We start from the raw sequence: 26941 nt of genomic DNA, 5'->3' as shown, positions 1-26941 counted from the left end.
TTGTTATTTCTTTGTGCCAAACTTCGGAATATGATGATCTCCGATTGCAACATGAATGACCTTTGGTTCCGTATAAAACTCGAAAATGGCATAGTGTCCACCTTCTCTTCCAATCCCGCTATCTTTTGCTCCACCAAACGGAATTCGAAGATCGCGTACATTTTGAGCGTTCACCCATAACATGCCCGCTTCAATGGACTGCGCAAGTCGATGACCTCTCTTCATATCATTTGTCCAAACATAACCAGCAAGTCCGTACCTTACATCATTAGCAATTGCAATCGCTTCTTCTTCCGTTTCAAATTCCATAACAGCCATAACAGGACCAAATATTTCTTCTTGGCATACTCGCATCTCATTTTTTGCATGTAATAATAAAGTTGGCGGCACAAAGTTACCCGCTTGCACCGATTCGGGAACAACTCCTTGTATCACTTCACATCCTTCTTCTTTCGCGATTTCAATATACTTTTGTACCTTTTGAAAATGCTGTTTTTCAATTAACGGACCAAGTTCTGTCTTAGAGTCCATCGGATCGCCGATTGTAATGTAGCCTACACGTTCTTTTAATTTTTCAATAAATTGATCTTTAATATTTTTGTGCAGTAACAAGCGAGAATTAGCGGTACAGCGTTCTCCATTAAATGAGAAAATGCCCCACACAGCCGCATCTAAAGCGCGCTCTAAATCCGCATCTTCAAAGACGATAAGAGGAGATTTACCACCTAGTTCCATTGAAGTTTTCTTTAGCGTATCAGCCGCATTTTTCATAATGATCGAACCTGTCGTTGTTTCACCTGTGAACGATATTGCTTTCACATCTTTATGAGCGACAAGAGAGGCACCCGCTGTTTCCCCAAAGCCATGAACGACGTTAAAGACGCCCTTTGGCACTTCTGCTTTATGAATTATTTCAGCCAGTTTGTTAGCCGTTAAAGGAGATAATTCAGCCGGCTTTAAAACAACTGTATTCCCGGTAGCTAATGCCGGAGCTACTTTCCAAGTTTCTAACATGAACGGTGCATTCCATGGGGTGATAAGGCCAACAACCCCAATTGGATGATAGACAGTGTAATTAATAAATTCTTTGTTGACTGGATATGCTTCACCGTGTAATTTCGTTTGCACCATTCTTGCATAGAAACGAAAGTTTTCTGCTGCACGCGATGTCATTTTTCTCGTTTGACTAATAGGAAGCCCCGTATCTAGTGCTTCCAAATACGCGATTTCTTCTATTTCCTCATCAATTAAGTCCGCAATTCGATTGATATATCGCATTCTCTCTTCTACTTTCATCTTGCCCCATGGCCCTTTTTCAAAAGCGAATTTCGCTGCAGCAACTGCCAGATTGATATCAACTCTATCCCCTTCAGCTACTCGATTAATCTCCTTATTTGTAAACGGATTCATATTTACAAATACTTTTCCAGACTGCGCTTTTCTAAATTCTCCATCAATATATAAATCTACATGTTCTATTTGCTCATAAGATTTATCCTTTTGTATATCCTTCGCTTCTATATGCACATTCTTCCCTCCTACAATTTTTTGAATGATGCCCCTTAAAATCTGTATGACTTTAAAGGGGCTATGTCCTTATCTAGATACAATGCTTTCTGGTAATTCTACATAGTTCTTTAAGACGTCCCGAATTTCATCTTGCAATTCTTGTGATGGAACATCCATTGGTAAACGAAGTACCGGCTTAATTTTCCCCATCATACCGAGCGCTGCTTTTACAGGAGCTGGATTTGTATCCTTAAATAACACATCATTGAGTGGCATAAGCTCATAATGAAGAGTTAATGCACGTTTTATGTCTCCTTCATTCCACGCATTATAGACTTCTGCAACTTGCTTTGGAGCAACGTTCGCAGTAGCACTAATATGCCCCGCGCCACCAATTGCTAACATTGGATAACAAAGCAATTCAATGCCGGAGAACAAGAGAAAATCTCTTCCACAATGCAGAAGAACACGATTAATATGTTCAAAATCTTTATTTGACTCTTTTATTCCAATAATATTGGGACAATCTTGATTTAACTTCGCAATCGTTTCCACTTGTAAATTGACAGCTGTTCTTCCTGGGATGTTATAAATAATAATCGGAATATCAACAGAATCCGCGACAGTTTTAAAATGTTTGTACAATGCGTGCTGCGATGGCTTATTATAATAAGGCACTATAACAAGCGCTGCATCCGCTCCAATTTCTTGTGCCTTTTTTGTCAAATACAAGGTTTCTTCATGATTGGTAGACCCCGTCCCCGGTGCGAAAGGAACTCGCCCATTAATTGCCTTTGCCGCCGTTTCCATTACCTTTACACGTTCCTCGACCTTTAAAGAGCTTGGCTCGCCCGTTGTACCTGTAACAGAAATACCATGGCTCCCGCTTTCAATATGCCAATGAATTAAGTTTTCAAATGTTTGAAAATCAATTGCACCGCTCTCGTCAAATGGTGTAATAATTGGGGCGATCGAACCTCTCAATTTTTTCTTTGCTTCTGCGAATTTATCCATTCTTTCGTCTCTCCTTTTTCATTTCTACTTCTTTACGCATTGCACAGTTCCTCACTTTCAAATTTCTAATTAATCAGAAAATTCATTACATTATTACTCTATCACGTGATATCATAGATGAAAAATACTAAAAAAATTTGCATTCCATACGAAAAAAATATAGTGATCCATTGGGAGGGAATCAGTATGGATATTAGGCAACTTCGTTATTTCTACACAATTGCACAAGAGGGGCAAATCACCCGGGCAGCTAAAAGACTCCATATGGCACAGCCTCCATTAAGTCAGCAATTGAAATTGCTAGAACAAGAACTCGGCGTTCAATTACTAGAAAGAAATGGACGAAAACTAGAACTTACTGAAGCTGGACATGTTTTATTTAAAAAGACAAAGGAGATTCTTACTCACTTCCATGAAACTATTACTGAAGTAAAAGAAGTTGGAAGTGGTCTCAAAGGAACCTTATCGATTGGTTCTGTGAAATCCGCTTTCTCTTATATTCCAGACAGACTACGTTCCTTCCACGAAACATATCCGCTCGTGACATTTCGCTTGCAGGAAGGAGATTCATTTCGCTTAGCACAACTTATAAAAAATCGCGAAATTGAACTCGCGATTGTCCGCCTTCCATTAGAGATGGAAGACTTTGCTTCCCTATCGCTACCTGCAGATCAATTTGTTGCTGTCATGCCGAATGATAAGGCGGATAACCGGTCAATGATTTCTATGAAAGAACTCGCCAAGTTACCTCTTATGCTACTCCAGCGAATTAAAGGGTTCGGTCTTTACGAAAAAGTTCTTGAAAACTTTCAAAAGCATGGTTTAAAACCAAATATCATTTGCGATTGTCCGGATGCTGCTATGCTTCTTTCACTCGTTCGATCCGGCATTGGGTGCACATTACTCCCGAAATCAACTCTCATTGCACTTCCTTTAAATGGTATAAAAATGATGGATATTGAAGACTCGACTATTACATCTGACTCCGCAGTGATTTGGTTAAAAAATCGTTCCCTTTCCAAAGTCGCCCTGCATTTCCTTGAAACCTTTCGCAATCCATCTCTTTCATAAGGAATAATGCTCAAGACAAAAACCCTATTTTTGATTGACAACCAAAAATAGGGTTTTTGTTTTACAATTGCTTACTAATTAACACAATCATAACGATAATGCCAATGAACATCACAACTAAGCAACCTATTAATTTATAAAATCCTCGCTTTGTCAATGTATTGCCTTGTATATCCTTCCGAACGAAGAAATACACCGCTAACATTAAAAGTACACCTAATCCTAAAACATACATAGCTTGCATTTATCTCATTCACCTTTCTCGCTTTCACTTTAATATGTTTTGGTACAAATCACAAATGAAAGAAAGATTGTACTAATTGTTAATGCCGCTAAAATGATAAGAATGCAGTAAAATTTTAATCAGTGGAGGCTTTCTTCATCCTTCACCAATCAGGGGTTGCGGATAACCCCCATCTTCCTTGCTTCTCTCTGAATCTTGAAGCGGACTACAACATTCCTTTTTGATGAATTCATTTCATTCGTTCATCTATCTATATCTTTCATCATGATTATTTTCAATTCAAAATGGAATGATAAACATAATAAATGTTCGTTATATTCATTCCCTTGTCATAAGAAAAATTAATATGTCTATATGCCTTTTATCTTTTTAAAATATTTCATTTCTTATCATTTACAAATAAAATGAGCCATGGCTTTTTAGGATTTTTTGCTATTTTTGCAAAAACAAACGATTTATACGCCATTTTCAATTTATAATCCTCCTTTATAATCAAATACTTCCTTTTTTCTTTCATTATTTAACACTATCGAAATAAAGTTTGTGGTAAATTCAAAATTTTTCATTTTTTATACTATATTCTGTTATATTGTTGTATAATATATTTGTAAGCGCTTATTATTCTAATATACATAATCCAAACGACACTCTAACTAAAAATTCTAACAATTATTTTTATATTTCATCGTAATACTACTTGTTTGAAATACAGGCGTATCAGATGAAATCACCTATTTTTTCCTGAAAATTAATTTATAACATGAAAGATTAACTTAGGTGATAAGTAATTGTGAATGTTTTTTTACAAAACGGATAAGTAATAATGTTTGGTATTATGTAAATTATTGTAATAACATAAGAGTAAAGTTAACATTTACATTCATTACTGGTTCATCAATTATGAAAAGAGTGAAATGCATCCTTTTCACATAAAGAAAGGAATATATGCATTGGGAGGTTTAAACAAATGACGAGGAAGAATACAGCGACAAACCCTTGGGCCAAATTCCATGGTCCGAACCTTGGCTATGTTATTGAACAGTATGATCGTTATATGACGAATGAAGGTTCTGTTGATCCGGAATTACAAGAGCTTTTTGAAACGTTCGGAGCTCCTACGTTCCAAGTGGATGTCGTAACAGGGGACAACAAAGAAACAAATTTTTCTCCTCAAAGTACAGGAAACATTGAAACAATTTTGAAAGCTGTGCAAGTTGTCGAGAATATCCGTTCGTTCGGTCATCTATCTGCCCATATTAATCCAATGGAAGAACCGCATGATGGACAATCTCTCATTGAGACAATGATGCGCGAATTAAACGATGTAGATTTGAAAGCGATTCCAGCGAAAACAGTATGGCCAGATGCGCCAAATGATGTTCACACAGCTCTTGATGCAATTCATAGATTAAAAGATGTGTATACAAAGTCCTTAGCCTATGAATTCTCTCATATACAAGATAGCGAAGAACGTACATGGTTGCATCAAATGGTGGAATCAAATTCCTTGCGTCAACCATTATCAAATCAAAAACGAACTGCTCTCTTAAAACGCTTAACAGCCGTTGAAGGTTTCGAGCAATTCTTGCATAAAACATTCGTTGGGCAAAAACGTTTCTCTATAGAAGGCGTCGATATGCTTGTACCTGTATTAGATGAAATGATTGCTGAAGGTGCAAAAGCTGGCGTTGAAGATGTCATGATTGGTATGGCTCATCGCGGCCGTCTCAGTGTTCTCGCTCACGTATTAGAAAAACCATATAGTCACATGTTTGCTGAGTTTAAACATGCAACGATTCAATCTGACGATAAAACGAACCATAATGCTGGCTGGACAGGAGACGTGAAGTATCATTTAGGTCGCGAACAAGTTGTTGGTAATGAAACAGTTCGTACACGTGTTACATTAGCAAATAACCCAAGTCACCTTGAATTCGTCAATCCTGTTGTAGAAGGCTACGCACGTGCGGCTCAAGAAAATCGTAAAAAAGCCGGTTATCCTGAGCAAGATAGTTCAAAATCTTTCGTCATTTTAGTTCATGGAGATGCAGCTTTCCCTGGTCAAGGTATTGTATCTGAAACATTGAACTTAAGCAGATTGAACGCTTATCAAACTGGTGGAACCATTCATATTATCGCAAATAATACAATTGGTTTTACAACAGATAGTTATGATTCTCGTTCTACAAGATATTCAAGTGACCTTGCAAAAGGCTTCGATATTCCAATTGTTCACGTAAATGCAGATGACCCTGAAGCTTGTCTGGCAGCGGCAAACCTTGCGATTCAATATCGCCTACGTTTCAAAAAAGATATTTTAATCGACTTAATCGGTTATCGCCGCTATGGTCATAATGAGATGGATGACCCAGCCGTTACACAACCACAAGTTTATAAGAAGATTAAAAACCATCCAACTGTCAGAGCTATTTATGCTGAACAATTGAAAGCGGAAGGTGTTTTAAGCTCTGATGAAGTGGAAACAATTACGCAATTTACACAAGAGCAATTAAAAGCGGAATATGCACAAGTGCCACCTGCTGATACAAGTGAAGCAGCGATACATGTGAAAGTTCCAGATGTAGTCGCAAGAGGTATTCAACCAATTGACACTGGTCTTCCGCTGGAAACGCTTCGTGCGATTAATGAAGGGCTCTTATCTTGGCCAGAAGGCTTTAACGTTTATCCGAAAGTGAAGAAAATTTTAGAACGCCGCCGAACTGCTTTAGATGCAGATGGTAAAGTGGAATGGGCACTAGCTGAATCATTAGCATTTGCTTCCATTTTACAAGAAGGAACGCCAATTCGTTTAACTGGTCAAGATTCACAGCGTGGTACATTTGCACAACGGCATATTGTACTACATGATACAGAAACAAATGAAACATATTCACCACTGCACCGTTTACCAAATATTAACGCATCTTTCTCTGTTCATAACAGTCCGTTATCAGAGGCTGCTGTTGTTGGTTTCGAATATGGTTATAATGTGTTTGCTCCAGAAACTCTTGTGATGTGGGAAGCACAATACGGTGATTTTGCAAATACAGCTCAAGCATTATTTGACCAATATGTTTCATCTGGTAGAGCAAAATGGGGACAAAAATCAGGTCTTGTTCTCCTTCTACCACACGGTTATGAAGGGCAAGGACCAGAGCACTCTAGTGCACGTCCAGAACGTTTCTTACAATTAGCTGCAGAGAATAACTGGACTGTTGCAAACTTAACAAGTGCGGCACAATATTTTCACATCTTGCGCCGTCAAGCTTCTATTCTTGGTACAGAAGCGGTTCGTCCATTAGTGATTATGACACCAAAAAGTTTATTGCGTCATCCACTTACAGCTTCTACAGGTAGCGAACTAAGCGAAGGATGTTTCCAACCTGCACTAGAGCAAGAAAAACTTGGTACAAAACCAACGAAAGTAAAACGCCTTATCTTTACGACTGGTAAAATGGCAATTGATTTAGCAGCTGAGATTGAATCTGGTAAACATGAGTACAATTTAGATGAACTTCATATCGTTCGCATTGAACAATTGTACCCATTCCCTGCTGAAAAAGTTCAATCCATTATAAAACGTTTTAAAAACTTAGAAGAAATCATTTGGGTTCAAGAAGAACCTCGCAATATGGGCGCATGGCATTACATGGCTCCAATCTTATTCGAACTTGCTGGCGACAAATTGAAAACAGGATATATTGGACGCCCAGACCGCTCTAGCCCATCTGGCGGCGATCCACATGCTCATAAAGCTGAGCAAGAACTCATTATTGCTCATGCTTTAGATACAAACTATAACTTTCGCCAAGATAAACAAGAAATAGAAGTGTATAGTAACTGAAAAAGAAAGTGATTTCTGGCTTACTGAGGTAGCGTTTCATCTACCTCAGTAAGCTAAAAAACTTGGAGATTACCGTAAAAGAAAACACACCGTTAGGCAAATAAGGGGAGGACATTTAAAATGATTGAAATTAAAGTACCTGAGCTTGCAGAATCTATTACAGAAGGAACTATTTCGCAATGGCTGATCAACGTAGGCGACAAAGTTGAAAAAGGTGGTAGCGTTGTTGAGCTAGAAACTGATAAAGTCAATGTTGAAATCATTGCAGAAGATTCAGGTATTGTATCAAAACTATTAGGAGAACCTGGAGATACAGTTGAAATTGGCGACGTCATTGCAATTTTAGATGAAAATGGTACAGCTGCAGCAAGTACACCAGCTGCTCCAGAACAACCAAAAGAAGAAGCTCCAAAAGCTGAGGCTCCAAGCGCTGCGCCAAGTCAAACAGCATTACAAGGTCTTCCAAATACAGACCGCCCTATCGCATCACCTGCTGCTCGAAAAATGGCACGTGAATTAGGCATCGATTTAAATGAAGTGCGCAGTACTGATCCACTTGGCCGCATAAGACCACATGATGTACAAGCACATGCTGCAGCTCCAAAAGCAGAACCAAAACAAGAAAAAACAAGTCCAAAACCAGCTGTAACAACTGAATTTGACAAACCAGTTGAGCGCGTAAAAATGTCCCGCCGCCGTCAAACAATTGCAAAACGACTTGTCGAAGTTCAACAAACATCTGCTATGTTAACAACATTTAACGAAGTTGATATGACTGCGATTATGGAATTACGTAAAGAACGCAAAGAAGCATTTGAGAAAAAACATGATGTTCGTCTTGGCTTTATGTCATTCTTTACAAAAGCAGTTGTTGCAGCATTAAAACAGTTCCCACTATTAAATGCTGAAATTCAAGGCGACGAGCTTGTTGTTAAAAAATTCTATGACATCGGTATCGCTGTAGCTGCTCCAGATGGATTAGTTGTTCCAGTTGTACGCGATGCAGATAAATTAAACTTTGCTGAAATTGAAAGAAATATTCGTGACCTAGGTAAAAAAGCTCGTGACAATAAACTTACATTAAAAGAACTACAAGGTGGCACATTCACAATTACAAACGGCGGTGTATTCGGTTCCCTTATGTCAACACCAATTTTGAATGCTCCACAAGTCGGTATTCTTGGAATGCACAAAATTCAAGTAAGACCAGTTGCAATTGATAACGAGCGTATGGAAAACCGTCCAATGATGTACATTGCTTTATCTTATGACCATCGTATTGTCGACGGTAAAGAAGCTGTTAGCTTCCTTGTAGCAGTAAAAGAAATGCTTGAAGATCCAAAATCATTATTATTAGAAGGTTGATAGACTTTCTAGATGATAGAAACCAGATGAAAGCGGAAAATCTTTCATCTGGTTTTTTATTTAGAAATCTCCATTCTTTCCGCACTCATAACGGACAATTTATGATACATACACTGATAATGTATGCCTAAAATATGCGATGATTAGGAGGTAATGTAATGAGTAATTTCTCGCCTTCTGCAAAGCTGAAAATGAATCAAGATACCTTTTTCCTTCCCGATTCAGACGGAGGTGTCTATTTTCGAAATAATGTCAGCTCATTTCGGATGCAAGGAGATGGCATCTACGAATGGATTGAAAAATTAATGCCGATGTTTAACGGCAAACATACACTGGAAGAACTAACGAACGGACTCCCCCTTCCTTATCAAAAAAGAGTATTTGAAATCGGTGAGCTTTTATATACAAATGGTTTTGTTCGCGACGTCAGTCAAAATGCTCCGCATCAACTAGATGATACACTCTTAGAAAGGTATGCATCACAAATTGAATTTTTAGAGGCATCGTCTCACTCTGGCGCCTTACATTTTCAGACGTATCGGCAGGCAAACGTGTTAGCGATTGGATCTGGCCCTATGCTTATCTCACTAGTTGCTTCTTTACTAACATCTGGTTTACCTACGTTTCATTACTTAATTACGGATCGAGATGCAACAAACTTAGCGAGACTAGACGAACTCATCCAAGAAGCACAATCAGCAGATCAAGGTGTCTCTGTTCAGGAAATCGAGACGACGATAGATTGTTCCTTAGCAGAAACTTTCGAGCCTTTCGATTGGATTTTATATGTATCTCAAAATGGGAATATCGACAAACTACGTCTACTCGATTCCATTTGCCAGGAAGAAAAGAAAAACTTTATCCCTGCTATTTATTTAGAACAAGTTGGCTTAGTCGGACCCATCATCACTTCTGATTGCAGACAATGCTGGGAATCTGCATGGCATCGCATGCATGAAACAGCTCTTCATCCAAACGAATGGGAAGATTCCTTCTCTCCTATCGCTGGTGCCATGCTAGCAAATGTACTTGTTTTTGAGCTATTTAAAGAGATTACTGGAGCTTCAAATCGAGAAACAAACGGCCAATTCTTTTTACTCGATTTAGAGACACTTGAAGGAAATTGGCATTCTTTCGTTAGACACCCCCTTACAATAAACAATTGTGTAACATTCGAACTTTTAACAGAGATCGATAAGAAGCTAGAACAAGATGCCAAGCGCAATCATTCCCATGAACTTTTTCGCTTTTTTGACAAGCTAACTTCTAGAACATCCGGCATTTTTCATATGTGGGAAGAAGATGACTTACAACAACTTCCTTTGTCACAGTGCTATATTCAAATCGCAGATCCATTATCAGAAGGACCAACAGCACTCCTTCCTCCCATTATTTGTAGTGGATTCACTCATGATGAAGCGCGGCGCTCAGCAGGTCTAACCGGAATTGAAACATACGTCTCCAAAATGATTGACTTTCTCCTTTCTGAGCAAGAAGAGTTTATTGGAATTGGAGCTGGAGAAACGATGACAGAAGGTATCTACCGCGCATTTCAGCATTATTTCTCACATCAGTTATGTATGAGGCAAACAAGCAAACCGGAAGAAATAATTCCTTTAGAACTTACTGAGATTGCTGATAAACAGTGCCGCTTTTATTTCGATGCGCTTCGCATCGCATGCGAAGAACCTACAATTGGAATGGCTGAAAATTTATATGGATTTCCCGTCATTTGGGTTCAAGCACATCATAAGTGGTATGGTAGCGCTCACTTCAACGTAACTTTGGCATTAAGGAATGCATTACAACAAGCTCTGTCCCATTTTCAAAACGAGGAAGCTCCTTATCAGTCTAATCTATTATGGAATTCCTCTATCCTCATGCTAGATAGAGAACCATGTAGAATCGAAATCCAAACAGAAGAAGTCACTCCAAATCTTTCCACTTTGCAAAATGCTTTACAGAAATTAAAAGAACAGGATCTTTATCCATATATTCTTGATTTATCTATTGAACCATTCCTTAAAGAAGGTTTAAGCGGTGTTTTCGGTGTGGTTATAAAAGAGGAGGTAGACGAATGCTAGATTTTCAATTATTAATTGTCGGAGATGGCGTACTTGCAGATTGTGTAGATAAGCAATTGTCTGCTCACTACCCGATCTTTCGTCAACATACACTGGAAGAATGTATCCCAGAGCATACTCGTCTCGCCCTTGTACTACATGACGGATCCCCTCTTTCCATTCATCAGCAAGCTGAAGAACGATTTCGATCCGCCCATATTCCATGGCTTCGCGCCTTTACTTCATTTGGGGAAGGAATTATCGGTCCTTATGTTACACCGAATCAACCAGGATGTTCTCAATGCGCTGATGCAAGGCGATTTACAGCCGGATTCGACCAAAAAGAGATGTGGGAATTACAACGAACATATTCTTTCCAAACAGACCAAATGACAAAGCGGGATATATGTGCTACACCAATCGGGCTGCTGCACATGTCCTATCTTATTCATGCTGAAATCGAGAACATACAGCGAGAAGAGCATACCTCCTTATCAGATGAACTCATATTCCTAAACTTACAAACGTTCCAATCTTCACGCCATTCATTTCTTCCAGACCCTCTCTGCCCAGTATGCGTGACAGTGCCAAATGATTCTGAAGAAGCTGCTATTCTGCAATTCAAACCAAGTTTGAAAACGAACAGCGACAATTACCGTTGCCGCTCCATACACGATTTAAGCATATGTTTAAAGAAAGATTATTTAAATCAGAAAACAGGACTGTTAAATGGCAAAATGCAGCATTCCCTTCTGCCATTTGCTGATGTCATTGTCAATATGCCTTTAATATTAGGAAATGAAGGTGTTGCCGGACGGACACATTCATTCAAAATAAGTGAAGCAACCGCAATTTTGGAAGGCTTAGAGCGCTACTGTGGAATGGCTCCGCGCGGGAAACGGACAAATGTTTATGGGAGTTACCGAGACTTTGAAAATATCGCGATCAATCCTCTTACAGTTGGTGTACATACAGATGAACATTATAATCGGGATGGATTCCCATTTAAACCATTTGATCCTGATCATCCACAAAATTGGGTATGGGGATACTCACTATTACAAAATCGCTCCGTTTTAGTTCCAGAATCACTTGCTTATTACAGCTTGGGACATAAAGATGCTTTTGTCTATGAAACTTCAAATGGATGCGCGATTGGCGGCAGTATAGAAGAAGCTATTTTCCACGGCATTTTAGAAGTGATAGAACGCGACTCTTTCTTACTAACTTGGTATGCACAATTACCCTTACCGCGCATCGATCTCCGTTCTTCAGAGGATATAGAATTACAACTTATGATTGCTCGAATGCAGGCGATTACAGGCTATGAGTTACATGTATTTAATGCAACAATGGAACACGGCATCCCAAGCATATGGGCAATCGCTAAAAATACGAGGAAAAGTGGCATGAATCTCGTCTGTGCAGGTGGTGCTCATATGGATCCTGTGCGCGCTGTAAAAAGCGCAATTCATGAACTAGCCGGTATGTTACTCATTATGGATGAAAATCTTGAAACAAATCGAAAAACATATGAACAATGTTTACAAGACCCTTATCTTGTGACAAAAATGGAAGACCACAGTATGCTATATGGATTACCAGAAGCGGAAGAGCGCCTTCAATTTTTATTGAACACTCATCAGCCGCTACAAACATTTAAAGAGATGAGTTATTTAAAATCCATCGATAAAAATTTAACATCAGATTTATCCCATCTTTTAACTCGATTGCATCATGCAGGCCTTGATGTTATTGTCGTTGATCAAACTGTTCCACTTATAGAGAAAAATGGGTTATCTTGTGTAAAAGTACTAATTCCCGGCATGTTACCGATGACATTTGGGCATCACTTAACCCGTATAACCGGTCTAGAAAGAGTATTGACTGTACCAATGAAACTAGGATATGTTGATCAGTCTCTTACATTTGAACAGTTAAATCCACATCCGCATCCTTTCCCATAATCTACTCTCCCCCACCAACTTATGTTAGTGGGGGATCACTATGAAGGAGGTTCATTCGAAATGCAACTAGATACATTTCTTCATCATTTACATTTTTCAGTCGATGAAATTATGCCTCACAATCAAGAAGTAAACTGGGAAGATGCCCCGCTTCCCTATAAATTATACCGCGGGTTACCCAGTATTCCCCTTTCTCTAGAAGTCCCATTAACAGTAAGAAATCAACAGATGTATAACAGCCCTACTATCACAAATATTGGTCATTTTCTTTGGTATACATTTGGGTTAACAAAGGTATGTCAACCTTCTGTTGAACATAACGTCAATATATTTCGAAGATTTCTCCCCTCTGGGGGTGGATTATATCCAAACGAATTATATATCTATTTAAAGATTGAAGATTGCCCACAAGGAATCTATCATTATGATGTTGCGCATCATCGGCTTCTCTTACTTCGCGCTGGAAACTTTGACTCTTATCTTGAAAAATCACTTGGCGATCGCTGTGACATATCGGATTGCTTTGGCACTATCTTTGTTTCGACAATGTTTTGGAAAAACTTCTTTAAATATAATCATTTTTCCTATCGACTCCACAGTCTAGATACCGGTGTTCTTATCGGACAATTACTGGCGTCCTCCAAACAATTTGGCTATACAACTGGCGTATATTATCAATTTTTAGATCGGGCGATCAATCATTTACTTGGACTTTCTGAAGAAGAAGAGAGCGTATATGCTATTATTCCTTTATCTAATGAATCTACTTGGCGCAATCCTCTAACAATACCAAACGTCACGTCTAACGATTTATTGGAGCAACTCCCTATTTTGCAACATAAACACTTTGTTCGTTCAAAACATGTGACTGAATATCCAATGATTCTAAAAATAAACGAAGCCTCTATGCTCGAAACAACTGAGCAATTTCGAACATTACGAAACGAAGCAATTACTACGTATGGTAAAGACAGTTTCTCTCTTCCTAAAGTAGAGCAATTATCTTATGATTTTAGAGTTGTTTGCCAAAAACGTTATTCACCAGAGTCTGATTTTTTCTTAACAAAACTGAATGTCACTGAACTTGCTACTTTATTGCAAGAAACAGCTTCTTCTTTTTTTTACCAAAATGACATAGATAATAGCGACAAGAATCCAAAAGCACGCGTTTCCTTGTACGGCTGCTTTTCTCATATAGACGGTTTACCTAGCGGGGCGTATTCCTATAATAGCGACGCTCATGCACTAGAATCCATTGCTCCTGGAGATCATCGTCATCTCCTGCATTCAAGTCTAACAATAGATAATGTAAACTTATATCAAGTCCCACTTTGTCTTCATGTTATCGGCAATACAGACTATATGAAAGATACATTTGGATATAGAGGGTACCGCATACAGCAAATGGAAGCTGGTATACTTGTTCAAAAGCTCCTCTTAGCTGCCACTGCAATGGGCATGGGTGGTCACCCCCTTTTAGGTTTCGATGTTAATCTTTGTGATCAATTATATAAAATTGATGTAACGCAAAAAACGACTCTCATCCAAATTCCAGTTGGTTTTTCTCGACCACGCAATTGGTTAAAAGGCAACTTGCATAGCTAAAATCTGCCGATGTAAATGCTAAAAGTCGTAGTACATGAAATTATATCGGTGCAACTGGTACTTTTATCGGCGATTGTACACCATATATCGGCGCAACTTTAAAAATATCGGCGATTCGACAGAGAATATCGACCGCTCGACAAATAGTGACAAGCGCCTTAAACCCCTCTTACCAATCGAAAAAAGCAGACGTTGTTTCGTCTGCTTTTTTCGTTAGATTAATTTAAAAATGCTCTTAATTTGTCTTGCAAATAGCCAATTTTTCGAACCACAATTATCATTTAAGCTATCTAATAAAATAGATCTTCCATTAGAAAAATTCAGTTGTAATGTTGTATTTTTGTCATTTGTTTTTAAATTTACGTCTGTCATATCGTCATACTTTAGTTTTTCCACTTCAATATACTCTTCTTTTGCTTGTCCAATTACAACATGATCTTGGAAGAAAAAGAATACTTCTACTTTTTTCCCAAAGCAAAATACATGCTTCGGATAAATTAATGTAGCATTATCAATTCCAATGCATAATTCTTTTAATTCTTGAATAACTTCTCCAAAGTCCTCTTCATGTCGTTCGTTTGCTTCTTCAATCCACTCTTCTACTGTTTTTAAATTAATTGCCATTTCTAATCCTCCTGCATGAACACTAGCGCTTCTTCATTATATAAAAATGAATACTATATGAAAATATAATCGATAAATACTATATTTTTCAAGAGTGAATATGAAAAATAGCCTTTCGATAAGAAGTACTATTTCGCGCGCCGAGCTGCTTGTTGGATTGGATCCCACACGCTATTATAAGGTGGTGCATAGCTTAAATCCACATCTTCTAAGTCATGAATACTCATCTTATGAAAAAGCGCCATTGCGATCACATCAATTCGCTTATCCACACCTTCCGCTCCAATTACTTGTCCCCCAAGTAATTGTTTCGTATCTGAACGATACAATAATTTCACATGAAGCGGCGCCGCGTTCGGATAATAACCAGCGCTGCTTGTCGAATCTACTTTTACCGTTTCATATGGCAAATTCAATCCGTTTACTTCTTTTTCATTTAAACCGGTTCTTGCAAGTGTAAGTCCCATAAATTGAATGATTCCTGTACCAAGCGTTCCTTTAAACGCTCTTCGTTTATCAACCATATTTAATCCCGCAAGTCGTCCTTGTTTATTCGCAGTTGTCCCGATTGGTATATGATCTTGTATTTCTTTTATGACATGATAATGAGTCGCGCAATCCCCAGCTGCAAACACATCTTTCACATTTGTTTGCATATAGGCATTTACTTCTATCGCTCCTTTATGATTTACACGTATATTCGTTCCTGCAAGAAAATCTGTATTGGGCTTTACTCCTACTGATACTAAGACAAGATCCGTTTCATATGTCCCTTTATCTGTTTCAATTTCTTCTACTTTTTCATTCCCTTTAAAAGCTTTCACATTTTCATTTGTTAAAATTTCAATTCCATGCTTCTCTGCTTCCTCATGTATATACTTTGCCATATCCGCATCATAAATTGTACCAACATGATCGTTTCTTTCAATCATTCGCACCGCTTTTCCAAGTTCTACAAATGTTTCCGCCATTTCAAGACCAATCGCTCCACCACCGATAATTGTCACTCGTTCCACATTTCTCTCTTTTAACGTCTCTAATATGTGATGAGCATCTGGAATCGTTTTGAGAAGGTGAATGCCTTGTAAATGAGCCCCTTCCCAATCTGGCATAACAGGTCTAACTCCTGTTGCAATTAATAAGCGATCATATTCGTATTGAAATTCCTCTTTTGTATCTGTATGTATTCCATGCACCATTTTATGTTCCGTATCAATCTTTGTTACTTCATGGTGTACTTTTGCATCAATCCCATACTTATCACGAAATGTTTTCACATCGCGTGCAATTAATTTTTCCGTAGAAGAAATTGCCCCGCTTATTACATAGGGGAGTCCGCACTGGGCATACGAATAAATTTCTCCTTTTTCTAACGTAATCACATGTGCATCTTTATCATTTCTAATAATTTGCATCGCCGCACTCATACCAGCCGCATCTCCACCAATAATTACATACTTCACTATATCACTCCTTCATTTTACTCTACTCTTTACATTTTCCAGATTTTCTACAAATAACACCTTTTTCTTATACAAAGTATAATATTTGCTTTCTTGTTTCACCAATATCCTGCTCTTTCCATTCAAAAAAGGTACAAGCGCATCATCGCTACTGTACCTTTCACATTAAAAAATTCATAAACCAGTTAACAGATGAACGATTATTTTCAAATAAGACCAAAATACAAGCCATCCTGCAATAAAAATAAGAATATTTGCGATAATCAATGTATAAACTGGATCTAATCCACCTCGATCTAGTCTAAATATCGAAACAATAATCCCTACATCCATAAGTGTTACAGCCATTCCTAAAAATAACATAGTTAGAAAAATAGTTAAAAAGCTAAATAAAAATGAAAGAATGAGCATCGTAACAACTGGTGTTGCTACTGTTCCCCATACTCCTAACGTCTCCCAAAAAGAAAAAGATGACTGCATCAACTTACCACTTATAAAAATAATAAATCCAATAAAGAGGAATAAAACAAGGAGAAAGAAAAAGATTTTAATAGATTCTCCTAACAATGAAGGAGACGGTGTTTCAGGCATAAGACTCATTGTCATCCATGTCGTCTCATTCATAATGCGATAGAAAACAAGCGTAAATAAAAAACAAATAAAAATAAGACTTGTTATTCCATTTCTCCCTTCAATGGATCCACTTTTCATAATGGCTGAAGGAGCTTTCATTGCATTTTTAAAGAAATGAAAATACCCGCTTACAAATTCCTTTACTTGCTCTCGCACTTCATTGGTTCGTTTTTCTAAATTGTCATTTCTTCCCGCTTGTTCTTCTGCAAGCTCGGTTAAAGCATGCCCGCAATACCCACAAAACTTTGCATGAGCGGTATTCTCCATATGACAATTTGGACATGTCATTCCATCTCCCCCTTTATATGCATGTTCTAAGCTGCTATAAGATTAATATATGTAAAGGAAGACAAAACATGCTCTAGCAATTTGTAAACAAAGTGATATGATAATAAATACTATTATAAATAGATTGGATGAAACATATGGAACTTGTATACTCAATTGTTCATATACTTTTTGTAAGCTTTATACAATTATTTTCATTAGTGGGGATGATTATTATAGTTGGTTTCATTCTTGGATATTTAGAATCACGAACTCGAACTTATTGGACGAGAGCTTTTGGTAGAAAGGGATTCCTTTTAACAGCATGGATTGGCGTTCCCATTCATGAACTTGGCCACGCTCTCATGTGCCTTGTATTTCGTCACCAAATTGTATCTATACAGCTATTTCCTACGAATGTAAGCAATGGGCGTTTAGGATATGTAAGACATCAATATCACCCAAGAAGTGTTTATCAAAGAATAGGAAACTTCTTTATTGGAATTGCTCCCATTTTTTCAGGAATGGCCGCTTTCATTCTATGTATGTATTATTTTGTCCCAGACTCTTATGATTTATTTATAAATGTGCTAGAAACACACACACAATCAGCTTCTATCAATATGGAAATGGTGCAACATATTTGTTTCTCATCTATCATTTTATTGAAAAGCTTATTTACGATAAATAACTTATCCACTCCATCTTTTTGGCTCTTTCTCTTCATTGCAATATGCATCTCAACACATATTGCTTTAAGCAAATCCGATATAGAAGGCTCAATAGATGGATTGATTACGCTGTTCGGATTTCTTCTTTTATGCAATAGCATCGCTCATTTGTTTCATTACGATCGTCATACGCTAATAGAAGGAATCGTAAAATACAATATGTATATGCTCGCTTTTTCAAGTATAACCATTCTATTTTTATGCATTTCTATGCTGATCAGCTACTTGTTCTATAAAATAAAAACATATTAACAAGGCACATCACGATGTTGGAATGTGCCTTGTTTAGTCATTAGCATCACTTTCTACCTCTATAGTTACACTCCTCCACAGGGGCAAGAGCATGCCCATTCTCGTCTGTGCACCATGACTGTGATTGAAAGGCAAGGAAAATACCAGCCCACTTGTCTTGTTTTTCAAAATGAATCAATATCCCGCCATCTTGCCATATGCCATCATCCTTTTTCCACTTTTCCACATTCCCTTGATTCATATGAATATCATGGATACCATTTCCTGGTTTAAAGTGAAAATAAGCATCTGGCGTATTTTCTTCTGGCCCCCATCGCTCTCCAAATGCATAAATAGTTGCTTCTTCGACTATTGCTCGTTTTATATACTGTTCTATTTTTTCATTTAAGTCATTGTTGGCGCCTGATTTCTCTGGTGGTAAAGGAATCATTTGTCTTGCATCAAACAACTTCCCTCTCACATAATCCAATGCAACTTTCGGTTCGTTCTGCTTCACCTTTGTAAAACCAAATGGCAAGCTTAGTAAAATGGTAATCGCGTCTGATTTTATATTCTCGCTTGCGAAATATAGTACTTCTGATGGATACCTTTGTGACTTCACATTAATCGCAATTCGATAATCCACTCCTTGTTCACCTTGTAAATGGACTTGATAATGAGGTGTTTTCCCTTTTCCACTCCTAGACTGTATTGCTTTTCCTTTTAATACACCATAGTTTTTTAGCGGCACGGGGATCCTCTCCTCTTTGTTTAATAGAAACGTTTGTTCTTTTATAAATTATTCATTGCAAAAAGAAAATCCTCCTGTGGCAGAGGATTTTTTCAAATAATTTATTAGAATATATACCAAATAAGGACCTCGATACCTACAATCAACACTGCGCCGAAAATCATGAGTGTTGTTTTCTTCAATAACTCATTTTCGCGAAATGGAACATTACATAAGTAAGCTCCAAGTGTAATCCGCGATGGACAGGCAATGGTTGCTACTGATGATGCCGTATTTTGTAGACTTGTAACATATTGCCATGGCAATCCTACGTTTTGTGCTGTTTGCATTTGCAGGTTAATAAACATCGCATTAGATCCAGCATTGCTTCCTGTTAAAAAGCCGCCAATTCCACCGATGAAAGGTGCTACAAAGACAAATAACGTTCCAAATGTATTTCCTGCTACATCTGCTAACAAGGAATGCATCCCTGCGGCTCCCATTAGTTCTGAAATGGCAATAAACATTGTCGTTGTAATCGCAAACGGAATCCATTGTTTTACCGTTTGAAATAATGATTCTTTTATAATCGCAGATGGTACACGAAAGACAAAAATAGTAAACAAACAAGTAACACCAAGCCAAAATCCCGGGGAATATAGTAGTTCTAGTTTATAAGAGTAAGATGGTAAATTTAAAACAGCGTAAGATTGTAATGTATGATGGAAAGTAGGAACGAGGCGAGATAATAAAATACAAGCTGTTAAAAAGAGATAAGGACTCATAATCTTAACAATGGAAGGCCCCCGCTCTATCGTTGCTGCATGTTCTGATAACATTCTACTCTCTTGCTTCGCGGTCAGTTTTATTATGGTCAAACCACATGCAATCGTTACAATTGAACTTAAAATACCGGCCAACTCGACACTTACATATGCATTTGAAAGATAAATAGAAATAGAAAATAAGAGAAAAAAGCCGAGTCCTTCTTTCCATTTTTGTTTCACTGCTTCCCATCCGCCAACAACATATAAGGAAAGTACAATAAAGTATGCAAAGAAAGGAATACTGAACAGTGCTGTGCTAGTTCCAAACTGAACGAGCGATATATGAACAAGCTGTGCTCCAATAATGGTTCCCGTTGCCATCGCTCCCCATGAACTTGCTAGTAAACCGATAAACGATAATAAAACAGCTTGAAACGGCTGATAACCGAGCGAAAGAAAAATAGGTGCCGCTACCATAAAACCGATGCCAAATCCACTGACTGATTCAATAAGCGGGCAAATGCCAAAACACATGAATAACATTTGTAGCAAACGATCTTTTGTCACTTGTTTAATAAACTTTGCCGCTTGATTAATATATCCCATTTTGTTCATGAGGTGAAATAAAAGAATACCAAAAAACAAAACATATCCGACGATAAAACAAATTAATCCACCCTTAATCGTTGCATGCACTACTTCCCCGATTTGCAGACGAAACATCGGTGTTAATAACACGATGCCCGTACAAATAGCATAAGAAATTAGCGATGCTTTTAATGATGTTTGTTTAAACAGAAATAAACAAATAAAAATCATCAGAATCGGAATAAGGGCTAGTAATACATCCATATTATCATCTCATTTCTTATAAGGTACAATTGTAACCATTATATAACAATTGTCAGAATATTCAATTCTAAGAGTGATACATTTTCAAAAGGGGCTCCTAAGCAGGTAGCCTCTTTTGTCGTTATGTGTCGTTGGTCGATATTCTCTGTCGAAACGCCGTTATTTTTTGATTTGCGCCGATATATGGTGCACAATCGCCGATAAAAGTGCCGTTTGCGCCGATAACCATGTTCATTGCCAATTTCACTTACTCTTCCAATATCATTTCGAGCAAGATCAACTAGCATAATATGCTCTGCCCGCTCTTTCTCATTTGTTAGTAATTCCTTTGCCCTTTCTACCATTTCACAAAATTCTTTTTCTGTAATAGAAGATGTAAAAGATAAAGAGGCTTTTTCTACTTCAACTTGCTCTTCTAATTCACTAAATATATCACGTTTGAAACCTTGTAATCTTTCACATACTTCTTCATAAGAGGTCGATTCTTCTTTTCTGCACACATATACAAACCATATCTTCTGTTTCACATGATCATAGACGACATATTCACGGTATAAAAGAAGATGAACTTCTGGAATATGGATGGGATCATATAATTCCTTACCGATATTTTCATATTGCCGAACGACGTCATACCCAACATATCCAACTGCTCCCCCGCAAAATGGGAATGGGCCCTCAACTTGATACAGTGCAATGACTTCTTTTAGTACATGTAATACCTGTCCTTCAAACTGCCTAGTATGCCCCTGTATTGTCAGTTCTACTTGTCTTCTATTGCTTTTCCCCCTAAGTAAGAATAACGCCCTTTATCTTGATACAACTGTGAACTCTCCAATAAAAATTTCTTGTCTCCCTTCATACGGCGATATAAAGAAATAGGCGTCATACAATCTCCTTCTGCTTCCTCAATTACGAAAAAGGGGCATTCTTGTCGTTGTTTCCTCATAAACTCCTCTTTTGTCATCATACCTTTCACCTCTGTCTTAAAATAAAAAAGCCCTCTACATATCGAAATATGTAGAGGGCGATAAATTTACCGCGGTACCACCTCATTTGGATGTAAAAAACATTCCGCTTTATTGAGGTACAAATCTATACCTTATCCTTGTAACGGCGGAACCCGGGTTGCCTACTTATCTCTGTTCAGCAAACCTCTCGTAAGCCCATTCCGCATCTGGCACCGCACTGGGCCCCCGCCTATCCCAGCTCTCTGGAACGTCTCCATCATGCGGACTCTTCTTACTCAGCGATTTCACTTATTTACTATTTCCATACAAAAAGGGAGTACTCATCCTATAAAAAGGACGGGTACTCCCGTGGTACCACCTTCATTCGTTACAATTGTAACATACTTAACCGTATCAAACATAATACGTGTCTCTTATATCGATGAGATCATGTCGCCAAAGCCTACTTCTTTCGGTTCGGTTTGGAAGCTCCGAAGTCCATTCCATACTGATTTGCACCATCCATCAGCTCTCTGACATGTTCATAATATATACTCCTCTTCATCAACGCTTATATTTTGTTAAGTTGCATTTGTTATAATTCTCATTTTTCTTATAAGTCGATACCTTTTAAAAAATTTTATTTTTTCATTCATTCAATATTATATTGACAAAACAACCTATTTTTATGTAAATATAATAAATACTCTATTAAAACAAAGGTTTCATGTCAGAAAATTGTATATTCTAAAAGTAAAACCTTATCAAAAAACGCTTACATTTCTGAAAATTCGTATTTATATGTGGATTTTCTACCATAATCATGCTAGATTATAAATATGTAAATTCATCAACAGACATTACAAAAGGAAGGGGAACTACATGAGTACGCAGATGTTAACTTTAACTTCGATCTCTATCTACATGCTCGGGATGTTACTAATTGGCTATTTCGCCTATAAACAAACATCCAACTTAACAGATTATATGCTTGGCGGGCGTACACTAGGCCCCGCAGTAACAGCCTTAAGTGCTGGAGCATCCGATATGAGCGGTTGGCTTTTAATGGGCTTACCCGGTGCAATGTTTAGCGTTGGATTAAGCAGCAGCTGGATTGCGATTGGCCTAACACTTGGCGCATACGCAAACTGGATCTATGTTGCTCCTCGCTTACGTATCTACTCTGAAATTGCAAATAACTCTATTACTATCCCAGAATTTTTAGAACATCGTTTCCACGACAAATCTCATATGTTACGACTTGTATCTGGACTTGTTATTATGATTTTCTTTACTTTCTATGTAGCTTCTGGATTGGTTTCAGGTGCGGTCTTATTCCAAAATTCATTTGGTATTAACTATCATATTGGATTATTCATTGTCGCAGGTGTTGTTGTCGCTTACACATTATTTGGTGGTTTCTTAGCAGTAAGCTGGACAGACTTCGTGCAAGGTATCATTATGGTAGTAGCACTTATTCTTGTTCCAACCGTAACAATCATGAATGTAAATGGACTTGGTTCTGCATTTCATACCATTCAATCCATCGATCCAACATTGTTAGATATATTTAAAGGTACTTCTGTATTAGGCATTATATCCTTATTTGCATGGGGTCTTGGTTATGTTGGACAACCTCATATTATCGTACGCTTTATGGCTATTTCTTCTGTTAAAGAAATTAAAAGCGCACGCCGAATTGGTATGAGCTGGATGGTTTTCTCTGTTATTGGAGCTATGTTTACCGGTCTTATTGGTATTGCTTATTATTCAAAATATGATTTAACATTAGCTAATCCGGAAACAATTTTCCTTGAATTAGGACGGATTTTATTCCATCCACTCATTACTGGATTTTTATTAGCCGCCATTTTGGCAGCAATTATGAGTACAATCTCATCTCAACTTCTCGTTACTTCAAGCGCAGTAACAGAGGACTTATATAGAACATTCTTTAAACGTTCTGCTTCTGATAAAGAACTTGTTTTTGTCGGTCGTATGGCGGTTCTCATTATTGCACTGATCGGATGCGGATTGGCATATAAACAAAACGATACAATTCTAGCACTTGTTGGATATGCGTGGGCTGGTTTCGGCTCTTCATTTGGTCCTGCTATTTTATTAAGTTTATATTGGAAGCGCATGACAAAATGGGGGGCGCTAGCTGGTATGATTGCTGGAGCGGCAACTGTTATTACATGGACGCAATTTCCATTTTTAAAAGACTTCTTATATGAAATGATTCCAGGGTTCGCAGTCAGCTTGCTTGTCATTGTGGTTGTCAGCTTATTCACAACACCTTCAAAAGAAGTCGAAAAGCAGTTTGAAGAATTTGAGAAAACTGCATAAGCAACAAATAAGAACCTCCCTCTTATAAAGGTGGAGGTTCTTTTCATCTCGTGGGTACTTCGACAATTTTCTTCCTTAAATTAACAAATTCTTTATGTTTCATTAAATGTACCATAACACTCTTCCTTTATAGTATGACTATCGATACTTATACAGAAAGGAGACTTCCACATGCTGGCATCTTTACAACCGCAAAACATAAGAAAACTTGCACCTATCACAAATACTTCTGCTTCCTGTCTCAACATCCAACGAAACTTTTCCATCACTCCTTCTGTTGTTCCCGTAATTGGTGTTCATATACAAAAACAGAAATTGAAGATCAAAGCTGGACAAAGCATCGAATTATCAGCTTCTGTTTTGCCAGAGAGCGCAACTAATAAAGAGGTAATATGGACAAATATGAACTCGAACATTATCACATTATCTCCAAAAGGAAATACGGTCACCATTACAGGAAAATCAGCTGGAAGAGCCGTCATTATCGTAACATCGACTGAAGGAAAGTTTCGTGATTTATGCATCGTACACGTACAACCGTATATGACAAATCCAAATTAAAAAAAGCGGTTTTCAAAAGCCGCTTTTTTTAATTTGGATTTAAGGATTTTTACTTTTCACTAAAGAAAGGTAATGATATAGAAATAATTGGTAGTATCCCTAAGATCATTCCAATGTTATAAATGAACTGAACTACAAAAAGAGTCATTCCACTATATGATATTTTTTTACACTCTAAAAAGATTCACCATACCTCATATCAGTATAATGAATCTAGCACTTACAATTCTTGTGTATATACAGCTTCGTTCACTGGCCCTTTTGATCTTCGCTTTTGTTCTTGTAATAAGAAAAGAAATACACCAAATAGGACAAAGACGCTGCCGATGATTTGCATACTATTTAGCTTTTCTCCAAGTAAGAAAAATGCAAGTATCGATGCACCAACTGGTTCTCCTAATATGCTCATTGAAATCGTCGTAGCATTCACGTAATTTAGCAACCAGTTATTAATCATATGCGAAGCTGTTGGTACAATGGCAAGTAAAAGAAAAATCCACCAGTCCCATGCTGAATATCCTGTAAATGGTACATTCATCACTATGTTATAAACGGCCATAAAAAGACCTGCAAATGTAAAAACAGTAAAGCTATAAATCCAATGCGATACTTTCTTCACCGTTGTTTGACCGATAAATAAATAACCAACGACTGCGATGACACTTAAAAATGATAAAAGATCTCCTAGTATCGCTTTCTTACTTAATCCTAAATCCCCCCATCCAATACACATGACACCTAAAATAGCAATTCCCATCGTGATTATTGCTGAATATGTTGTTCGTTCCTTAAATAGAAAGAAACCGCCTACTAAGGATACAATGGGCTGGAGTGCTAAAATGATTGTCGCGCTTGCAACTGTTGTCAACTTTAAAGAGGCAAACCATAATAAAAAATGCAGCGCTAAAAAAAATCCTGATCCGATTAAAAAATACCAGTCTTTCTGTTGAATTCTGTGAAATTCTTCCCTTTTCCTCCACGCAATAGGTAGCATAATGAAAGTGATAATCCATAAGCGATACATACTTAAAATAGAAAATGGCGCTGAAGACATCTTCACGAAAATAGCTGCAAATGAGATTGCTATAATAGAAACTGCTAATGGCAGTGCGATTGATTTATCCTTTTTCATATGAATTGCCCCCTCCCTCTATCAAAATCAAACTTCATTATAGCTTTTTTCTTCCCTTACTGAAATACTAATTTTTTAGATTCTTTCTATTATTATGGTAAAATATAAAATGACATACATATTCAAGTAGAAAAGAGCATGCAGCTATCATTGCTACTTAGATTCATATGTCGGAAAAGGAATGGATATCTATACGCTATTTTTATTTAGGGGGATTTACATGAACCAGGCAATAGGGAAAATCGAAGAAATTTCATTTTTCAGTACAGCACTTCAAGAAGAGATGACACTGCTCGTCTACTTACCGACTCATTACACACCTCTTTATAAACATACTGTCGTTATTGCACAAGATGGAAAAGATTATTTTCAACTTGGGAAGGCACATCGTGCACTTGAACGCCTTCGTGAAAACGAAGAAATTGACCGTACCATTATTGTCGGGATTCCATATAAAAATGTACACGACCGTAAGGAGAAATATTTTCCAAATGAAGTGAAAAATAACGCATATATTCGCTTTCTTGCTCATGAATTAGCACCGTATATTGATGCAAATTATCCAACATATCAGATGGGAAAAGGTCGCGTATTAATAGGAGACTCACTTGGCGGTACAGTATCCTTTATGACAGCACTTATGTATCCGCATACATTTGGTAAAGTTGTTATGCAATCTCCATTTGTAGATGAAACGGTATTAAACCTTGTGCGAGAGTTTAAAGAGCCCGAGGCATTGGATATTTATCATGTCATTGGGACAGAGGAAACAGCTGTAGAAAGAACTGATGGACAAGTTTCCGATTTCGTTGAACCGAATCGAAAACTACATGCATTGCTGACTGAAAGAAATTTCATTACACATTACGAAGAGTTTGAAGGGAATCATACATGGAAATATTGGCAAATGGATTTACCAAAGGCCTTTGCTCATATTCTATCAATGAAATAATACCCAGCAGTATTCTG

19 protein-coding genes, 2 pseudogenes and 2 other annotated features are annotated in these 26941 nt (G+C 37.6%); of the genes and pseudogenes, 10 read left to right on the top strand and 11 right to left on the bottom strand.

The annotated features are described in order from the left end of the window. Window positions 1–3 precede the first annotated feature (3 nt). Both hpaE and hpaI read right to left on the bottom strand, forming a co-directional pair. Entirely contained in the window at window positions 4–1527 is a 1524-nt protein-coding gene (hpaE, locus tag BCER98_RS05275; RefSeq protein ID WP_011984049.1) for a 5-carboxymethyl-2-hydroxymuconate semialdehyde dehydrogenase, read from the bottom strand. A gap of 69 nt (window positions 1528–1596) precedes the next feature. Further along, window positions 1597–2523, bottom strand: coding sequence for a 2,4-dihydroxyhept-2-ene-1,7-dioic acid aldolase (hpaI, locus tag BCER98_RS05270; RefSeq protein WP_011984048.1), 927 nt, complete (start codon window positions 2521–2523; stop codon window positions 1597–1599). A gap of 186 nt (window positions 2524–2709) precedes the next feature. Here hpaI and BCER98_RS05265 point away from each other — a divergent pair, with 186 nt between their 5' ends. Further along, window positions 2710–3594: a LysR family transcriptional regulator gene (locus BCER98_RS05265; RefSeq protein WP_011984047.1), complete on the top strand. Its 885-nt coding sequence runs from the start codon at window positions 2710–2712 to the stop codon at window positions 3592–3594. A gap of 61 nt (window positions 3595–3655) precedes the next feature. Here the strand turns inward: BCER98_RS05265 and BCER98_RS05260 are convergent, their stop codons facing one another. After that, window positions 3656–3838, bottom strand: coding sequence for a DUF3976 domain-containing protein (locus tag BCER98_RS05260; RefSeq protein ID WP_011984046.1), 183 nt, complete (start codon window positions 3836–3838; stop codon window positions 3656–3658). Between the two features lie 967 nt (window positions 3839–4805). Between BCER98_RS05260 and BCER98_RS05255 the strand changes: the two genes are divergently transcribed. The 5 genes from BCER98_RS05255 (at window position 4806) to BCER98_RS05235 (ending at window position 14682) form a co-directional block, all read left to right on the top strand. Further along, window positions 4806–7682: a 2-oxoglutarate dehydrogenase E1 component gene (locus tag BCER98_RS05255; RefSeq protein ID WP_011984045.1), complete on the top strand. Its 2877-nt coding sequence runs from the start codon at window positions 4806–4808 to the stop codon at window positions 7680–7682. Window positions 7683–7802: 120 nt separating this feature from the next. Beyond that, a complete protein-coding gene (gene odhB, locus BCER98_RS05250; protein WP_011984044.1) occupies window positions 7803–9047 on the top strand; it encodes a 2-oxoglutarate dehydrogenase complex dihydrolipoyllysine-residue succinyltransferase in 1245 nt (414 codons plus the stop codon). Between the two features lie 158 nt (window positions 9048–9205). Continuing rightward, on the top strand, window positions 9206–11131 hold the full coding sequence (locus BCER98_RS05245) for a putative thiazole-containing bacteriocin maturation protein (RefSeq protein ID WP_011984043.1): 1926 nt from the start codon (window positions 9206–9208) through the stop codon (window positions 11129–11131). Next, window positions 11125–13077 (top strand): TOMM precursor leader peptide-binding protein, encoded by a 1953-nt coding sequence (locus BCER98_RS05240; RefSeq protein WP_011984042.1) that lies wholly within the window; start codon window positions 11125–11127, stop codon window positions 13075–13077. Before BCER98_RS05245 ends, BCER98_RS05240 begins: the two co-directional genes overlap by 7 nt. Before the next feature lie 60 nt (window positions 13078–13137). Further along, window positions 13138–14682 (top strand): SagB family peptide dehydrogenase, encoded by a 1545-nt coding sequence (locus tag BCER98_RS05235; RefSeq protein WP_011984041.1) that lies wholly within the window; start codon window positions 13138–13140, stop codon window positions 14680–14682. Between the two features lie 213 nt (window positions 14683–14895). Here the strand turns inward: BCER98_RS05235 and BCER98_RS05230 are convergent, their stop codons facing one another. The 3 genes from BCER98_RS05230 to BCER98_RS05220 form a co-directional block, all read right to left on the bottom strand. Further along, the gene (locus BCER98_RS05230; protein WP_011984040.1) at window positions 14896–15306 is read right to left on the bottom strand and encodes a DUF3908 family protein; all 411 of its coding nucleotides are present in this window, start codon (window positions 15304–15306) and stop codon (window positions 14896–14898) included. Window positions 15307–15434: 128 nt separating this feature from the next. Next, a complete protein-coding gene (locus BCER98_RS05225) occupies window positions 15435–16769 on the bottom strand; it encodes an FAD-dependent oxidoreductase (RefSeq protein ID WP_011984039.1) in 1335 nt (444 codons plus the stop codon). A gap of 174 nt (window positions 16770–16943) precedes the next feature. Further along, on the bottom strand, window positions 16944–17690 hold the full coding sequence (locus BCER98_RS05220; RefSeq protein WP_011984038.1) for a zinc ribbon domain-containing protein: 747 nt from the start codon (window positions 17688–17690) through the stop codon (window positions 16944–16946). Between the two features lie 128 nt (window positions 17691–17818). On the opposite strand from BCER98_RS05220, the gene BCER98_RS05215 reads away from it, so the two are divergent. Beyond that, window positions 17819–18652: a hypothetical protein gene (locus BCER98_RS05215; RefSeq protein WP_011984037.1), complete on the top strand. Its 834-nt coding sequence runs from the start codon at window positions 17819–17821 to the stop codon at window positions 18650–18652. A 46-nt stretch (window positions 18653–18698) separates the two neighbouring features. Here BCER98_RS05215 and BCER98_RS05210 read toward each other — a convergent pair whose 3' ends face one another. The 3 genes and pseudogenes from BCER98_RS05210 to BCER98_RS20695 form a co-directional block, all read right to left on the bottom strand. Further along, window positions 18699–19382: a DUF2278 family protein gene (locus BCER98_RS05210; protein ID WP_011984036.1), complete on the bottom strand. Its 684-nt coding sequence runs from the start codon at window positions 19380–19382 to the stop codon at window positions 18699–18701. A gap of 104 nt (window positions 19383–19486) precedes the next feature. Next, the gene (locus BCER98_RS05205; RefSeq protein ID WP_011984035.1) at window positions 19487–20980 is read right to left on the bottom strand and encodes an L-lactate permease; all 1494 of its coding nucleotides are present in this window, start codon (window positions 20978–20980) and stop codon (window positions 19487–19489) included. A gap of 233 nt (window positions 20981–21213) precedes the next feature. Then, window positions 21214–21950, bottom strand: a pseudogene (locus tag BCER98_RS20695) (chorismate-binding protein); the annotation flags it as partial. Window positions 21951–22000: 50 nt separating this feature from the next. After that, window positions 22001–22239 (bottom strand) — a binding site (T-box leader). Window positions 22240–22280: 41 nt separating this feature from the next. Continuing rightward, window positions 22281–22507: a binding site (T-box leader), on the bottom strand. A 305-nt stretch (window positions 22508–22812) separates the two neighbouring features. Here BCER98_RS20695 and putP point away from each other — a divergent pair. Together putP and BCER98_RS05190 are read left to right on the top strand one after the other, a co-directional pair. After that, complete coding sequence (gene putP, locus BCER98_RS05195) at window positions 22813–24279, top strand: sodium/proline symporter PutP (protein WP_011984034.1); 1467 nt, start codon at window positions 22813–22815, stop codon at window positions 24277–24279. Between the two features lie 171 nt (window positions 24280–24450). Further along, complete coding sequence (locus BCER98_RS05190; protein ID WP_011984033.1) at window positions 24451–24840, top strand: Ig-like domain-containing protein; 390 nt, start codon at window positions 24451–24453, stop codon at window positions 24838–24840. Between the two features lie 58 nt (window positions 24841–24898). Here the strand turns inward: BCER98_RS05190 and BCER98_RS21695 are convergent. Continuing rightward, window positions 24899–24994: pseudogene (locus tag BCER98_RS21695) on the bottom strand (FtsW/RodA/SpoVE family cell cycle protein); the annotation flags it as partial. Between the two features lie 66 nt (window positions 24995–25060). Beyond that, window positions 25061–25972, bottom strand: coding sequence for a DMT family transporter (locus tag BCER98_RS05185; RefSeq protein WP_011984032.1), 912 nt, complete (start codon window positions 25970–25972; stop codon window positions 25061–25063). A 220-nt stretch (window positions 25973–26192) separates the two neighbouring features. On the opposite strand from BCER98_RS05185, the gene BCER98_RS05180 reads away from it, so the two are divergent. Beyond that, a complete protein-coding gene (locus BCER98_RS05180; RefSeq protein ID WP_011984031.1) occupies window positions 26193–26924 on the top strand; it encodes an alpha/beta hydrolase in 732 nt (243 codons plus the stop codon). Window positions 26925–26941 lie beyond the last annotated feature (17 nt).

The organism is Bacillus cytotoxicus NVH 391-98 (assembly GCF_000017425.1).
In the GTDB taxonomy this organism is placed as follows: domain Bacteria; phylum Bacillota; class Bacilli; order Bacillales; family Bacillaceae_G; genus Bacillus_A; species Bacillus_A cytotoxicus.
The sequence above is the reverse complement of the archived record's forward strand: the minus strand, read 5'-3'. Positions and strand labels throughout refer to the sequence as shown.

Bases quoted from the DNA above. Each gene is read 5' to 3' on its own strand.
- hpaI (WP_011984048.1), bottom strand. From the start codon at position 2,523: ATGGATAAATTCGCAGAAGCAAAGAAAAAATTGAGAGGTTCGATCGCC.
- BCER98_RS05265 (WP_011984047.1), top strand. From the start codon at position 2,710: ATGGATATTAGGCAACTTCGTTATTTCTACACAATTGCACAAGAGGGG.
- BCER98_RS05260 (WP_011984046.1), bottom strand. From the start codon at position 3,838: ATGCAAGCTATGTATGTTTTAGGATTAGGTGTACTTTTAATGTTAGCG.
- BCER98_RS05255 (WP_011984045.1), top strand. From the start codon at position 4,806: ATGACGAGGAAGAATACAGCGACAAACCCTTGGGCCAAATTCCATGGT.
- odhB (WP_011984044.1), top strand. From the start codon at position 7,803: ATGATTGAAATTAAAGTACCTGAGCTTGCAGAATCTATTACAGAAGGA.
- BCER98_RS05245 (WP_011984043.1), top strand. From the start codon at position 9,206: ATGAGTAATTTCTCGCCTTCTGCAAAGCTGAAAATGAATCAAGATACC.
- BCER98_RS05240 (WP_011984042.1), top strand. From the start codon at position 11,125: ATGCTAGATTTTCAATTATTAATTGTCGGAGATGGCGTACTTGCAGAT.
- BCER98_RS05235 (WP_011984041.1), top strand. From the start codon at position 13,138: ATGCAACTAGATACATTTCTTCATCATTTACATTTTTCAGTCGATGAA.
- BCER98_RS05230 (WP_011984040.1), bottom strand. From the start codon at position 15,306: ATGGCAATTAATTTAAAAACAGTAGAAGAGTGGATTGAAGAAGCAAAC.
- BCER98_RS05220 (WP_011984038.1), bottom strand. From the start codon at position 17,690: ATGACATGTCCAAATTGTCATATGGAGAATACCGCTCATGCAAAGTTT.
- BCER98_RS05215 (WP_011984037.1), top strand. From the start codon at position 17,819: ATGAAACATATGGAACTTGTATACTCAATTGTTCATATACTTTTTGTA.
- BCER98_RS05205 (WP_011984035.1), bottom strand. From the start codon at position 20,980: ATGGATGTATTACTAGCCCTTATTCCGATTCTGATGATTTTTATTTGT.
- putP (WP_011984034.1), top strand. From the start codon at position 22,813: ATGAGTACGCAGATGTTAACTTTAACTTCGATCTCTATCTACATGCTC.
- BCER98_RS05190 (WP_011984033.1), top strand. From the start codon at position 24,451: ATGCTGGCATCTTTACAACCGCAAAACATAAGAAAACTTGCACCTATC.
- BCER98_RS05185 (WP_011984032.1), bottom strand. From the start codon at position 25,972: ATGAAAAAGGATAAATCAATCGCACTGCCATTAGCAGTTTCTATTATA.
- BCER98_RS05180 (WP_011984031.1), top strand. From the start codon at position 26,193: ATGAACCAGGCAATAGGGAAAATCGAAGAAATTTCATTTTTCAGTACA.